13 protein-coding genes are annotated in these 13181 nt (G+C 57.1%); 9 read left to right on the top strand and 4 right to left on the bottom strand.

Annotated elements, in window-relative coordinates:
* Nucleotides 1-2 precede the first annotated feature (2 nt).
* The gene (locus EKD05_RS14095) at nucleotides 3-950 is read right to left on the bottom strand and encodes a tyrosine recombinase (RefSeq protein ID WP_129673779.1); all 948 of its coding nucleotides are present in this window, start codon (nucleotides 948-950) and stop codon (nucleotides 3-5) included.
* Between the two features lie 164 nt (nucleotides 951-1114).
* Between EKD05_RS14095 and EKD05_RS14090 the strand changes: the two genes are divergently transcribed.
* Both EKD05_RS14090 and EKD05_RS14085 read left to right on the top strand, forming a co-directional pair.
* The gene (locus EKD05_RS14090) at nucleotides 1115-2080 is read left to right on the top strand and encodes a diacylglycerol kinase family protein (RefSeq protein ID WP_129673777.1); all 966 of its coding nucleotides are present in this window, start codon (nucleotides 1115-1117) and stop codon (nucleotides 2078-2080) included.
* Between the two features lie 10 nt (nucleotides 2081-2090).
* Nucleotides 2091-3113, top strand: coding sequence for a PD40 domain-containing protein (locus EKD05_RS14085; protein ID WP_129673775.1), 1023 nt, complete (start codon nucleotides 2091-2093; stop codon nucleotides 3111-3113).
* A gap of 72 nt (nucleotides 3114-3185) precedes the next feature.
* Here EKD05_RS14085 and EKD05_RS14080 read toward each other — a convergent pair whose 3' ends face one another.
* A complete protein-coding gene (locus EKD05_RS14080; protein WP_129673773.1) occupies nucleotides 3186-3758 on the bottom strand; it encodes a 5-formyltetrahydrofolate cyclo-ligase in 573 nt (190 codons plus the stop codon).
* A gap of 85 nt (nucleotides 3759-3843) precedes the next feature.
* On the opposite strand from EKD05_RS14080, the gene EKD05_RS14075 reads away from it, so the two are divergent.
* Nucleotides 3844-4302 (top strand): MarR family winged helix-turn-helix transcriptional regulator, encoded by a 459-nt coding sequence (locus tag EKD05_RS14075; protein WP_129673771.1) that lies wholly within the window; start codon nucleotides 3844-3846, stop codon nucleotides 4300-4302.
* A gap of 13 nt (nucleotides 4303-4315) precedes the next feature.
* On the opposite strand, the gene EKD05_RS14070 is transcribed toward EKD05_RS14075, so the two are convergent.
* Nucleotides 4316-4765 (bottom strand): hypothetical protein, encoded by a 450-nt coding sequence (locus EKD05_RS14070; RefSeq protein WP_097654635.1) that lies wholly within the window; start codon nucleotides 4763-4765, stop codon nucleotides 4316-4318.
* A gap of 137 nt (nucleotides 4766-4902) precedes the next feature.
* Between EKD05_RS14070 and minC the strand changes: the two genes are divergently transcribed.
* The 5 genes from minC (at nucleotide 4903) to EKD05_RS14045 (ending at nucleotide 9789) form a co-directional block, all read left to right on the top strand.
* The gene (gene minC / locus EKD05_RS14065; protein WP_129673769.1) at nucleotides 4903-5583 is read left to right on the top strand and encodes a septum site-determining protein MinC; all 681 of its coding nucleotides are present in this window, start codon (nucleotides 4903-4905) and stop codon (nucleotides 5581-5583) included.
* Between the two features lie 69 nt (nucleotides 5584-5652).
* Nucleotides 5653-6453, top strand: a complete 801-nt coding sequence (gene minD, locus EKD05_RS14060; RefSeq protein WP_129673767.1) for a septum site-determining protein MinD — start codon at nucleotides 5653-5655, stop codon at nucleotides 6451-6453.
* A 15-nt stretch (nucleotides 6454-6468) separates the two neighbouring features.
* Nucleotides 6469-6735, top strand: coding sequence for a cell division topological specificity factor MinE (gene minE, locus EKD05_RS14055; RefSeq protein WP_097654638.1), 267 nt, complete (start codon nucleotides 6469-6471; stop codon nucleotides 6733-6735).
* Nucleotides 6736-6740: 5 nt separating this feature from the next.
* The gene (gene era, locus EKD05_RS14050; RefSeq protein WP_129673765.1) at nucleotides 6741-8336 is read left to right on the top strand and encodes a GTPase Era; all 1596 of its coding nucleotides are present in this window, start codon (nucleotides 6741-6743) and stop codon (nucleotides 8334-8336) included.
* A 184-nt stretch (nucleotides 8337-8520) separates the two neighbouring features.
* Nucleotides 8521-9789, top strand: coding sequence for a serine/threonine-protein kinase (locus EKD05_RS14045; protein WP_129673763.1), 1269 nt, complete (start codon nucleotides 8521-8523; stop codon nucleotides 9787-9789).
* A 104-nt stretch (nucleotides 9790-9893) separates the two neighbouring features.
* Here EKD05_RS14045 and EKD05_RS14040 read toward each other — a convergent pair whose 3' ends face one another.
* Nucleotides 9894-12044 carry a histidine kinase N-terminal 7TM domain-containing protein gene (locus EKD05_RS14040; protein WP_129673762.1) on the bottom strand — a complete coding sequence of 717 codons (2151 nt, stop codon included), beginning with the start codon at nucleotides 12042-12044 and terminating at the stop codon, nucleotides 9894-9896.
* 471 nt (nucleotides 12045-12515) lie between these two features.
* On the opposite strand from EKD05_RS14040, the gene EKD05_RS26730 reads away from it, so the two are divergent.
* Nucleotides 12516-13181 (top strand): hypothetical protein, encoded by a 666-nt coding sequence (locus EKD05_RS26730; protein WP_240695780.1) that lies wholly within the window; start codon nucleotides 12516-12518, stop codon nucleotides 13179-13181.

The following is a 13181-nucleotide window of genomic DNA, read 5'->3' as shown; positions in this document are numbered from 1 at the left end:
AACTAATCCTCATCCTGAACGGCATCTGCCTTAACGTTGGGCTGCGGGATAGACCGCGTTGAGTTGAGTTGAGCAAACGTCGGCAACAACGAAGCTTGCTCGCTCTGCATGGTTGCATAGATCTGGGTTGTCGCAAGTGACGCATGGCCCAGGCGCTCTTGCACTTCACGCAGATCGGCCCCATTGGCGAGCATATGGCTGGCAAACGAATGGCGCAGCGTATGCGGCGTCAGATCATAGAGCCCAATTTCTTCGGCATAGCCCTTGAGGATCAGCCAGAAGCCCTGACGGGTCAGCCGCTTGCCACGGTGATTCACAAAGAGCGCCGTGGCCCGCACACCGTCTGACCGCGTTAACTGTGAACGCGCATTATCGAGGTACTCCTCGATCGCAATAAAGGCCGTATCGTTGAGCGGCAAGACCCGTTCGCGCCCGCCGCGGCCCGCACAGCGTACGGTGCGCGCTTCAAGCGACAGATCATCGAGCTCAAGCGCCACCAGTTCGCCCACGCGCATCCCAGTCGCATAGAGCAACTCAAGCATTGCTTTATCGCGCAACCCCTCAGGCGATGACGAGCGCAGGGGCAACTCGAGCAGTTCATCAACCTGGAACAACGTGAGCGATTTTGGCGTATACCGATCAACCTTTGGTGAGTCAATTGCCGTTGAGGGATCAACCTCGATCACGTGCTGACTCACGAGATACGCAAAAAACGCTTTCACTGCTGCGGTACGTCGGGCAACTGTACTATTGGCATACCGACGCTCACGCAAAAAGATCGAAAAACCCATCACATGATCAGGGGTAACGTCAGTCCAGGCCCTCACGTCTTGTTCCTGCACATATGCGACAAGTTGATCGAGATCAATGCGATAGGCCGAAATAGTATTTGGAGCTTTGCCTCGCTCAGTCGCCAGATACGCGAGAAATTGATCAATCAACGCTTGCATACATCTTGTTTCCGCTGGTCAGATTTGCTACAAAGCCATACAGGACATGCGTGGTGTTCTTTGAGGAGGCGGGTAGAGCGTATGGTAACGCAAAGGCTATGGGGTGTCAACCGCCGGGTGTGGTATACTGCCAGAGTCTTAAGCCCTCTATCATTGATGGTATTATGCAAACAATGCTTGTGTTCAATCCGACGGCTGGCCAGGCTGAAACGCTCGAGCGCGAACTGGAAGTTGCAGCGAGTGTCTGGCGTGAGCAAGGCTGGCGGGTCGTGCTTGAACCAACTCGTGCGGCCGGGGATGGGCGCCGTCTGGCACGTTTGGCTGCGGAACAGGGCTATCATCTGGTTATCGCCGCCGGTGGTGATGGTACCATCAACGAGGTGATCAATGGGCTCGTTGGTTCGCAGACGGCCCTGGCAACGTTGCCGCTCGGTACGATGAATGTCTGGGCACGTGAGCTCGGGTTGCCGTTGCAACCCCGGGCGGCCGCAACGGCCCTGTTGAGTTGGAAGCCCCGCCCGATTGACCTCGGACGTGCCGGTGAACACTATTTTCTGTTGATGGCCGGGATTGGCTTTGATGCCGCGATTACTGCGGGCGTCAAGCCCGCTGAGAAACGTCGCTTTGGCGCATTTGCCTATGTGGTGCGTGGCATCGAAGAGGCTTTTCGTATCCGGGGTGCGCGCACCCGCATCACACTTGATGGCCGACCGTTCCGGGGGCGCGTGCTGATGATCGTTATTGGCAATTCACAACTCTATGGCGGCCTGGTCAAAATTACCCATCGGGCTAGTATTGACGATGGTCTGCTTGATGTCTGTGTGATTAAAGGCTACAATGGCCTGAGCGCCCTCCGTCGTCTGGGGGCGATTCTGTTGCGTAGCTATAGCCAGGATCCTGATATTGCCTATTACCGTGCCCGTACGATTGAGGTGACCTCGCGCCCGCGGATGCCGGTACAGGTTGATGGCGATCCCATCGGGATGACCCCGATGACCTTTGAAGTTGTTCCTGGCGCACTCCAGGCTCTCTTGCCGCCCAATTTGCCCGAGGATCTGGCTGCGCCCCTGACGAATCGTGAGGCCCGTCGGCTGTTGCCCTGGATTATCAGTTGGTTTGTGCGACGGTAGGGTTGCGTCTATGCGACGATACAGTTTCTTCCTGCTGCTTATCTTGGCCCTGCTCTTGACCGCTTGTGGCGATAATGCGCAACCATCAGAGCCAGCCGGATCCGACCGCGAGGCGTCTGGGAGCGTGGTGCGCGGCGAGACCTTGCCGGGGCGGTTGCTCTTTGTGCGTGAGGGGGTCATCTGGCAATGGAAGGGCAACGAGGCTCAGCCCCTCTTCGGGTCAGGCGAGGCTGTGCATCCGGCCTGGTCCCCCAACGGTGATCGCATCGCTTATGTTGTTCGCCACAACAGCTTTAGCGATCTCCTGCTGATCGATGCCGAAGGCGGCCCCCTCGCTCAATTAACCGAATTTGGCACCACCGAGCCACCCAACAGCCTCAGGCGTGTCTATGCAAGCCGGTGGGTCTGGTATCCTGCCTGGCACCCCAATGGCATGCAAATCGTCGTGGCAGCCCAAGCCGCCCCACCCGTGGGTGACCCGCCCGCCGACTATAATCTGAGTCTCGCGTTGCTTGCGGCTAGCCCCGGGCCAATCACCAGCCTCTATGCCGATAGCAATGCCCATGTTGGACGCAGTGCCTTTAGCCCTGATGGGGCGGTGCTCGTCTTTACCCGGGCGGGCCTCGGGCCGCAGGGGGCGCAGCAACTCTATCGGCTTGATCTCGTCACCCGCGAAGTCCGTGTCGTGCCAGGGGCACCGGTGCCGAGCTATGATCCTGCCTTTTCCCCTGATGGTTTCTGGCTCGCCTTTAGTGCCCGTGATGGTGGTGGCACCGATCTCTTTGGTTTGCCCTCGGGCGGGGTTGGGGTGCCCCAACGCCTCACCAGTCTTGGCACCGCCCGTAGCCCTGCTTTTGCCCCCGATGTGACACAACTCGCCTTTCTTGCTATTGCCCCCGGCGAAACAGGCTTTGACCTCTGGGTCACTGATCTCAGTCTCTCGGAACTGGGGACGCTCGTCGCCAGCGAGCCTCGTCGCCTCACGACAGGGATGCAGCTTGATGTTGACTCAGGCGTTGCCTGGGCACCATAAGTGAGACCTCACAGGTCTTGAAGACCTGTGAGGTCTGACGCTGAACACCCTTCGCGCCTTTGCGTCTTTGCGTCAAAGCAGAGGAAAAATCCCTGCTTCGGTGACGATGAGGTCAAGTGGAATATCGTGGGTTTCACGGGGTACATGCGCCACCTGCTGGCAGGCAAAAGCAATGCCGATATGCAAACCAGGACTCATCGCCAGCAGGCGATCATAGTACCCTTTGCCATAGCCAAGACGGTAACCCTCTGCATCAAAGGCAAGCAATGGCACGAGGGTGATCTGCCATGTCCCGGGCTCGGCAAGTTCCCGCATGGTCGGGTATGGTGTCCCAAAGCGCCCAGTGACAAAAGCCGCTGGATCGAGGCTGCTGATCCAACTGTTGGTCAGGGTGCCATCAGGCTCAACAACGGGGATCGCAACTCGTTTGCCCTGGGCCAGCGCCTGCCGCAACAGCGGGCGCAGGTCAGGTTCGCTCTGCATCGGGAGAAAGGTATGCAGGGTGGCGGCATTGTGATATGCCGGGAGGCTTTCCAGGTGCGCACAAAGCGCCTGCGTATGCGCCTCACGCCCGGCCAACTCATCGCGACGCTGGCGCATCACGCGGCGAAGTTGTTGTTTCTGCACCGAAATGCCTGTGTACATGGTTTACACATCATCTCTTGACGTTGTCACATTCCGCTTCTATACTTACTTGCACTTGCAACTATTGCACATGAGAGGGTTACTTATGGCCCCACTGAGCCTTGCGTCGCTGGCCTTGCAGCAGCATCGCCTCATCCACGATATCTATGTTCTCCTTGACGACGGCGACCGGCGAATTCTCGCCATAACCCGGCTTACCCCACTCGAATTTGCGGTTCTGCAACGGCTTGATCTAGAACAGGGTCGACGTCTAACAGATATTGGCGCTGAGTTGCTGTGTGTCAAGAGCACGATTACGCGTCTGGTTGATCGCCTAGAGGCAAGTGGCCTCGTTCAGCGCACGCCTGACCCTGACGACCGCCGTGCCCAGCGGCTTCTTTTGACTAGTGAAGGGTATGCACTGTGTGCAAAGGCCTCGGCATTACATAATGCAGCGGTCGAGCGGCGGATGGGGTTGCTAGAGCCGGCGGAACAAGAGGTGCTCGCGTCGTTGCTCGAAAAGCTCCGAACGAGCTTGCATCGTGATCTGAGCGACAACGCCTAGCAATGATTGACGATCACAGCTTGCCAATGCGATCAAGGGCGGCGTTCCACGCCTTCATACGATCGGGATTGCCGCCGACATCAGGATGATGGAGGCGCGCCATCGCTTTGCGGATAGCATTCACTTCATCTTCCGTGATTTGACCGGCCAGCGCGGTAATATCAATCACTGGTTTGCCGTAATCGGCCTCATGCGCTACCCCCGAAGCCAGGCGCTGAGCACGTGCCCGCCAGAGGTCGCGTTCGTTGGTGAGGGTCGTATTTTCACGCATCGTCTCGGTCAAGGTCGCTACCATCTTGGCATGGGCGCGTTGCGCTTCACCAAACGCCGCAATAGCTTTGTCGAGTTGACGGCGTAACCCGCGCACGGCCTGTTGCGCTTCGGCAAGCTCACGGCGCAACAAATCATATTCGCGCTGGGTAAACCCCTCAAGCGTCGGAGATAGATCCTCTGGCTGTAACACGCGTATCCTCCTGATGGTTGCTCGCGGCGTATCTTAACAGTATAGCGCGTTCAGAGGTATTACGCTAGCAGATCACCGCGTAGGTATCTGTGCTATAATTTAGAGAATTTCTTTCGTTCAAATTAGGCAATGGGCTCATGAGCGACCTGATTAGCATCAAAGGTGGGCGCGACGGGTTACGGATGCGCTTCGATGATACTGCTGATTGGCCTGCTCTGCTGGTTCAGCTTGAACAGCAGTTGACGCAGAACCAGGCTTTTTTCAATGGCGCACGCCTGACTCTCGAACTTGGTGAACGATCCCTTGATGAGATCCAGTTGAGTGAATTGTTGAACCTGTTGCAACATCATGGTGTCGTTGCCGATGCGCTCAGTGCCAATGCACGTGAAGCACGCAATGCTGCGCGTGCCGTTGGGATCACGGCCCGTCCCTTGCCTCGCTATGCCGATCCGCCCCCGGGTACCCCTTCCCTTGCCCCTGAAAGCGAAGCCTTGCTGCTGACACGGACGGTGCGCTCGGGGCAGGTGCTTCGTCATAGTGGGCATATTACGCTGATTGGCGATCTCAATCCCGGCGGTGAATTGATTGCCGGGGGCAGCGTTATCGTCTGGGGGCGGTTGCGTGGTTTTGTTCACGCTGGGGCCCTCGGCAATGCCGAGGTAGTCATCTGCGCCCTCGAGTTGTCACCAACTCAGTTGCGCATCGCCGATCAGATCGCAACAACCCCTCCGCGGAGCAATGGGCCGCATGTGCCCGAGGTTGCACGGATTGAGCAGCATCAGATTGTCGTTGAGTCGTGGGAAAACTATAAGCGGTAATGGGTCAGGTTGAAGGAGGTGGCTTTCCCGCTGACTTCTTTGATCTGGCTCGGAGCGAGTGGAGTGTCTATGGCGCGCGTTATTACCATCACCTCGGGCAAAGGCGGTGTCGGCAAGACAACAACAACGGCGAATCTCGGTACAGCGCTGGCTATGCGAGGCGCACGCGTGGCTGTGATGGATGCTGATATCGGGTTGCGGAATCTTGATGTGGTGATGGGCCTCGAAAATCGTATTGTCTATGATCTGGTTGATGTGGTCGAAGGTCGCGCACGCCTCCGCCAAGCCCTCATTAAAGATAAACGCTTACCTGAACTCTGCCTGCTTCCCGCAGCCCAGACACGCGATAAAGATGCCGTAAGCCCTGAGCAGATGGTCTATTTGACTAATCAGTTGCGTACCGAGTTTGATTTTATCTTGATTGATAGCCCCGCTGGTATCGAAGGCGGTTTTCGTAATGCGATCGTTGGGGCTGATGAGGTGATTATTGTTACCACGCCCGAGGTGTCGGCCGTCCGTGATGCCGATCGCATTGTTGGGCTCGTCGAGGCGGCTGAAAAGGGGACGCCGAGTCTGATTGTGAATCGGATTAAGCCGCGCCTCGTTAATCGTGGTGAGATGCTGTCGGTTGAGGATGTGATTGAGTTGCTCGCGATCAATCTGCTTGGCATTGTGCCCGATGATGAGGCTATTGTGACCTCGACGAACCGCGGCGAGGCCGCTGTCTATGACCAGCATTCGCTGGCTGGTCGGGCGTTTCTGAATATTGCTCGCCGCCTCAATGGGGAAGAAGTGCCGTTCCTGCCCCTCCAGGATCAGCCTGGTGTGCTTGAACGCTTTTTTGGAATCTTTGGACGCCGCCGTACGTAGCGAAAGGACCCTGCTGTGGGCTTTTTAGGCAATCTCTTTGGGGGAGGGCGCCGCGATCGCAGCGCCAGTGTTGCCAAGCAGCGTCTGATGATGGTGCTGGTAGACGATCGCTATAAGCTGACCCCCGATATGCTTGAACAGATGAAAATTGAAATGGCTGAAGTGCTTTCACGCTATTTGCCCCATGTTGACTCTGATCAGATTGAAGTTACCTTGCTTCGCGGGGAGGCAAATGATCATTTGAAAGCCGAAATTCCACTGAAACGTGGCCGAGATGAGTGATACCCATGCTGCAAGCTTCGTTTGACGCCGAGGCTCGAACCCTCTATGTCTATTTTACGCTCCTTCAAGAAGGTCAGGCCGTGGCGGTGCTCGAGTATCCTGCTGCGCTCTTGCTTGATGCCCAAGGCCGTCTGGTCGCCCTGCAAGTAGAACTTGATGACGAGGTGACCCTCGCTCAGCTTGATCTGGTGCTCGATGGTGATTACGACTCTTTGAATACGAGCTCGGGCGTGCTGCTGATCACGCTCGCTCAGTCCGTTCCTGTTGAACGGGTGCCTCTCGTCGAGACGGCGATCCTCGATCTTGATGCCGATGAGACGATCCTCGGGATCGAGCTTGTGCTCCCGCCTCCACTCGCAACACCTGAAACCCTCGCTGCGCTCGCACCAATCCTGGTTCTTCTTGATGAACCAGAGTCCGCTCTTGGTGATGGGCCAGTTGTCTTTAGCCAACCCGAGGTTGCGCCGGCTGACCTCGATGCGGTTGGCCCTGGCGAGGCTGCTTCGGCTGACCTCGATGCAGCTGCTCCCGCCAGGGTTGCTCCGGTTGATCCCGACGCAGACGTCTTCCCCACGCTCACACCCGCACCTGCGCTTGACGCCGACGCTGATGTCCCTTCAAGCGCTGCTCAACCTGCGCCCCCACATGCAGCGACCCTTGCCTCGGCTGCGCCGGGATCACCTGAGCCATTGCCCAACCTCCCTGCCGATTTTCGTTCGGGGTTTGTCGCGTTGGTTGGCAAACCAAATGTCGGCAAGAGTACCTTGCTCAATGCGTTGCTTGGTCAAAAGGTGGCGATTGTCTCACCCCAACCTCAGACAACCCGGGTGCCGCTGCGTGGCATCCTCAATCGTCCCCATGCTCAGATCATCTTTGTTGACACCCCCGGTATTCACAAGCCGAATCACGCCCTCGGGCGCATGATGGTCGAGATGGCTGAACGGACGCTCCCCAACGCGGATGTGATCGGTTTTATGGTTGATATCAGCCAGCCTCCATCGCAACTCGACCGCCAGATTGCGGCCCAGGTGCAACGGGTACGCGGCCACGCGGTGCTGATCCTCAATAAGGTTGATCTCCCACCACGCACGATCGGTGAGTCATATCTCGAAGCGTACCGGGCGCTTGGCGCGTGGGAATTGGAACTGGCTATCTCGGCCCAACGAGGATTGGGTCTCGATGCCTTGATCGAGGCGTTCGAACTGCGTTTGCCCCTTGGCCCGCCGCTCTACCCTGACGATCAGGTGACTGACCAGCACGAACAGCAACTCGCCGCCGAGTTTGTGCGCGAAAAGGTGCTCTACCATACGCAACAGGAAGTTCCCCATGCCGTCGCCGTTGAGGTTGACGAATGGGAACCCCGCGACAATGGCACCTACATCCGCATGACGATCAATGTGGAGCGCGAAGGCCAGAAAGCGATTGTCATCGGCGGGGGTGGCGCGATGCTCAAAAAGATCGGTACCGCGGCACGCTACGAAATAGAGCGCATGCTTGGGCACCAGGTCTTCCTCGATCTCTGGGTCAAAGTTCGCCCCAACTGGCGTGACGATGCCAACGCGCTCAACTGGCTTGGGTATCGCAAAAAAGATTGGAAATAGGGGTAACCTGAGCAGTACGGGGCCTACAGCCCACGTACTGCTCAGGAAGGCGTATCGGGCGCAGGCCCGTGCAACAAATTTGCCCTGCACAACGTCAATCTCATAGCTTCGGTTTGCCTGAAGCGAATGGGCCTGCTACGCTGTGGGTATGGTTGCCCTCATTACCCTGCCAGTCTGGAGCGCTATGGACGACGTGACGCACATCCTCTGTCCTATGTGTCATCAGCAAAACTTGCGCCGCGCACGCTTTTGCCAACACTGCGGGCATGACGTGATGCTCAATAACGACCGCCCGAGCGATCCCCGTCGGTATGTCATTACGCGGGTGATCAAGCAGGGTGGGCAGGGGGCGATCTATGAAGGCCTTGACGAGCAAGGCAAGGTCTATGCGATCAAGGAGATGCATGATCGTTTTACCAACGCCAATGAGCGGCAGGAGGCGATCCAGCGGTTCAATGACGAGGCCGAGATATTGCAACGGCTCAATCACCCGCGCATCCCACGGGTCTATAGCCATTTTCGCGATGAGGGCCGCCACTATCTGACGATGGATTTTGTGCGTGGCGACGATCTCGAGGAACTGGTGCAGCGGACAGGCCCTTTTGCTGAGCAGCGTGTGCTGGTATGGGCTGATCAGATCTGCGATGTGCTGGAACATCTGCATGGTAAGGGGCTGATCTACCGTGATATGAAGCCCTCGAATGTGATGGTTGAGCACGAGCACGATGGGATCAAGGTGGTTGACTTTGGCATTACCAAGCTTTTCAAGCCAACCGAACGGGGGACACAGATTGGCACCCCGGGCTATGCGCCCCCCGAACAGTATCAAGGTCTGGCAACACCTCAATCTGATATCTACGCCATGGCTGCCACCCTGCACCATCTGCTGACGGGCCGTGATCCAACCGATCAACTGCCGTTTAGCTACCCGGCAGCGCGGAACCTTGTGCCAACCATTTCCCAACGGACAAGTGATGCGCTGCAGCAGGCCTTGCAGAAGGTGCCTCAGGATCGTTTTGCAACTGTTCAGGCCTTTCGCCGAGCGCTTATGCCACAGGCAGCCCCCCAACGACCGCAGGTGCGCGTGGCCCCCCCAACCGTCCGCATCCCTCAGGCTGCTGCGGCACAAGTTGCTGCGCCACCGGCGGTGACCCCCGGCAAGGTTGTTCCCTCACCGGCGGTGGCTCCCGGCAAGATTGCATCCCCACCGGCACCACAACCTGTTGTGCCTCAGGCACCAGCGGCGCAACCAAAGCGCAAACGACGCGGGTGTGTGTCACGACTCGCCGGATTCATCCGCATGCTCATCAACCTCTTCTTTATTGCGCTCATTGCCCTGAGCATCTATGTTGGGGTGCAGCGACCTGCCTGGGCCGAGCCGTATGTGGCCCCGCTGATCGAATTGATCGAAGGCCAGGATGGCAGCATGGCCGAACCGGTACTCGGTAGTTGACCCGGATTGACGCAAAGGCGCAAAGGTTTGAAGCATCGCTACACGTAGCTTTGCGTCTTCGCGCCTTTGCGTCAAAAAAACCTCTTTTTTGAAAAGTTTTGTCCCTAAGGTGCCCGTTGCGAGCGCCGCAGCAGTGATAACTGATGGGCCGTCAAGGCCGAGACGCCCTCATAGGGGGTGCCATTGGGAGCATCTTTTTCAGGGCAACTGATCTGCACCTGATTGCGCCCACCGCTCTTCGCACGATAGAGCGCACGATCAGCGCGCTCGAGCAACTGGTCAATGCTTGCGGGGTGATCAGGTTTGAGGATCGCAACGCCGATGCTGGCCGTAATATGCATTGTTTGATCGCCACTTTTAATTGGTTGTGCGGCGATCTGTTCACGCATGGTTTCCAGCAACGCATAGATATTTGTCACATCTTCGTCCTCAACCAGCACTGCAAACTCCTCACCCCCAATCCGCCCAAGGAGGGCCTCGGGGGGCAATTGATCACGGCATTGCACCGCAATATGGCGTAGGGTCTCGTCGCCCATGCGATGCCCATAGGTATCATTGACCTGTTTGAAGTGGTCGAGATCGATCAACGCAATCACGAGCGAACGACCCTCGACGAGTGCATTGGCGAGGATCTTCTCGGCCAGTTCGAAAAAGCGTCCGCGATTATTGATCTCAGTCAATGGATCGAGCAACAACTGGGTATAGAGCCGAGTATTGAGCAGGCTGACGGTCGCCTGTTGAGCAAAGAGCATCAGCAGACGCTCGTCGTCGCCGTCAAAATCGCGTTCGCGCAGATTGCTGCTCACGCCGAGAACTCCAACAAGTTGTTCACCTTGCAGCAACGGAACCGCGAGGCTCATCTTCATCTCACTGTTCAACATCCCGGGAAGCGCTTCGGCCCAATCTTGATTCGCCCGCAGGATCAGGCTCCGCCGGGTACAGGCCACATAGCCCAGGGGCGTCTCGTTGAACGCGAGATGGCGGCCATAGCGTTGCGGATCGGGAGGATACGAAGCAGCGACCATAAGATTATCAGCGGCCTCATCGTAGATCAGCAAGTCGGCCAGTTCCACCTTGAGCAACGTCGCCACGCGGCTCACAATCGCCTGGAGCAAACGATCCGTCGTATGCTCGGTGGCAATTTCGGCAAAGGTCGCACTGAGGGCTTCGAGGGTACGTACCCGTTCGTGGGCAAGAGCCGTACTGATTCGCATGGCCTGTTCACTCTGATGGCGAGCAGTAATATTGTGCAAGACGACAATCTGGCCTACCTTGCGACGTCGACGATCAGTGAGGGGGGTACGAACTGCTTCATAGATCTCACCGGGCCTTGTTGCCAGATGGATCTCGGCATGTTCCTCACTCTGCGCATAACAAAAATCAGCGAGGGCCGGCCACTGCGTCAGGGCCGTATTGGTAAACCAGCCGAGGCGCTGGTAGAGCACTGGATCGAGCACGTTGGTTGCCGCCTGGTTGAAATCGGTGAGGCGACCTTCGTGGTCAATCACGAGTGCAGGATCACGCAGATGCTCAAAAAGCGTATTGCGGGCAATGGGACTTAGCTTCAAGAGACTCAAACGAGCGATGCCAATGGTGACCAGTATGCCGGTGGCGGTAAAGGCTACTGGCGAGAGATCCAGATGCGCAAATGGTCTAAACCCGAGCAAATAGAGGAAATTGAGCCCCAGGGGAATGACTGCTGCCAGGATCAAGATCGTCGTCTGACCACGATAAGGCCGGGGTGTCTGATGCCAAAAGCGTACCAGAATAAGCGTCCCCAGCACCATCGCAAGATAACTATAGACCACATTGAACCAATACCAGGGGCCTCGTTCCAGCGCAAGCAACGGAAAAGCGTCACTGGTATCAAGTGCGATCGACGTATAGTAAAAATAGTGGAGCTCATTGGTAAGATTGAGGATGATCGTCAGGGCAGGCACAATGAAGAGCAAAGCCACGCGCCAATCATCAAGCCAATCGCTTCCCCCGGTATAACGGATGGTAAAGAGCAACCAGAAGACCGGAGCCGTCGCGATGCCAAAATACTCTATGCTAAGCCAGAAGCGCATCGTTCTAAAATCACTACTCGCCAACTCAAGGCCATAAGCCAGCGACCAGATGGTAATGGACACCATCATCAAGGTAAAAAGGAGGCCGCTTGGAATCGATGCTCGCCGCTGCCAGATATAGCCAGCCAGCGACCCTGAGATGATCGCCGAGATAATCAGGATGAGTGCGTAGGGATTGAAAGTCATGCAAGCTCTCTATCACGGGATGGCTATCTGGTTGGCTTGATGAGAGGCCACAAGTAGGTGGTGCCACCAGCAGTTCTTATTATACTGGATGCCTATTACCAGAATGATTGCGAAGATCTTACAGAAACCCTCTTTCTTTGCTGGTGCCGTATGCTTGCCATGTTGAGCGCAGCGAAGCATCTTCCCTCATAGCCTTGCTACCGTCATCCTCATTTGCTTACCGAAAGAGGGGCCCCGCAGGTGCCCCTCTTTCGGTAAGCAAATGTATACGATAAATTGTGATTACTTCTCACTTCAACCTATAGACATATAAGCACGAGACTTGTATAATGGGCACGCACCCGCTACTCGTCTCAGCGTTTCCCCCCGATGGGCGCTTGAGCCCGGAGCTATCTACGCACGATACTGTCCGGCATCTGGGCCGGCCCATGACGTTTGCTCGTTCGGATAGCTTCCTAGAAAGTGCGAACGATGCCCTACCGCATTACTCGTCATGGCGATGATCTCGTCTGGGTCACTCTTGAAGGACACCTGAGTCGTGATCACGCCGAGAATTATTATGCCGAGATGTGGTCCCTGCTCGAAGCCTGCCCGATGCCGACTGATCTTCTTGTTGACGGACGTTACATTGCCGGGGCGTCACCCGGAGCGCGCCGACGAACGGAAGAGATCGCTCATCACCCTCATTTAGGCCACCTGGCCTTTGTCGTCAACACGCATCATCTCTTGATCTTTGCTCCCCTCGTGAAACTCGTCAGCGGGATTGGCCTCTTTGGCGACGAATACGAAGCGATGCAGTATTTGCGTGGCAATCGAGGCACCCCGCCCCACACAATGCACCGGGATCTCCCGGTCTTCCAGGAAGTTGCCCGTCCTTCCCCGGCCCCGATGATCATGCCCGAACCCGAATCCCTTGGCCCACCGCCGACCTCGGTGGCGCGTGCCGTTGCTGCCGAGATGCACTCGCCCTCGCGCATCATCACTGCTCGCCTTGATCCACCGCCCCCGCTCACACCGCGGACAATCACAAACCGCCAAAGCAACGAGAATGGCGGTCGGCCCTCGTATATACGCCCCTTACCGCCGCCGCCAGCGCCACGCATCGGGCGCAACTGGGATGAAGAAGATATGGACTAG

Source organism: Candidatus Chloroploca sp. Khr17, from assembly GCF_004138165.1.
Classification (GTDB): domain Bacteria; phylum Chloroflexota; class Chloroflexia; order Chloroflexales; family Chloroflexaceae; genus Chloroploca.
This window is presented reverse-complemented; position numbering and strand designations above follow the sequence as displayed.

What these genes read in the sequence shown, in the direction of transcription:
- EKD05_RS14095 (WP_129673779.1), bottom strand. Translation starts at nt 950, where the DNA reads ATGCAAGCGTTGATTGATCAATTTCTCGCGTATCTGGCGACTGAGCGA.
- EKD05_RS14090 (WP_129673777.1), top strand. Translation starts at nt 1,115, where the DNA reads ATGCAAACAATGCTTGTGTTCAATCCGACGGCTGGCCAGGCTGAAACG.
- EKD05_RS14085 (WP_129673775.1), top strand. Translation starts at nt 2,091, where the DNA reads ATGCGACGATACAGTTTCTTCCTGCTGCTTATCTTGGCCCTGCTCTTG.
- EKD05_RS14080 (WP_129673773.1), bottom strand. Translation starts at nt 3,758, where the DNA reads ATGTACACAGGCATTTCGGTGCAGAAACAACAACTTCGCCGCGTGATG.
- EKD05_RS14075 (WP_129673771.1), top strand. Translation starts at nt 3,844, where the DNA reads ATGGCCCCACTGAGCCTTGCGTCGCTGGCCTTGCAGCAGCATCGCCTC.
- minC (WP_129673769.1), top strand. Translation starts at nt 4,903, where the DNA reads ATGAGCGACCTGATTAGCATCAAAGGTGGGCGCGACGGGTTACGGATG.
- minD (WP_129673767.1), top strand. Translation starts at nt 5,653, where the DNA reads ATGGCGCGCGTTATTACCATCACCTCGGGCAAAGGCGGTGTCGGCAAG.
- era (WP_129673765.1), top strand. Translation starts at nt 6,741, where the DNA reads ATGCTGCAAGCTTCGTTTGACGCCGAGGCTCGAACCCTCTATGTCTAT.
- EKD05_RS14045 (WP_129673763.1), top strand. Translation starts at nt 8,521, where the DNA reads ATGGACGACGTGACGCACATCCTCTGTCCTATGTGTCATCAGCAAAAC.
- EKD05_RS14040 (WP_129673762.1), bottom strand. Translation starts at nt 12,044, where the DNA reads ATGACTTTCAATCCCTACGCACTCATCCTGATTATCTCGGCGATCATC.
- EKD05_RS26730 (WP_240695780.1), top strand. Translation starts at nt 12,516, where the DNA reads ATGCCCTACCGCATTACTCGTCATGGCGATGATCTCGTCTGGGTCACT.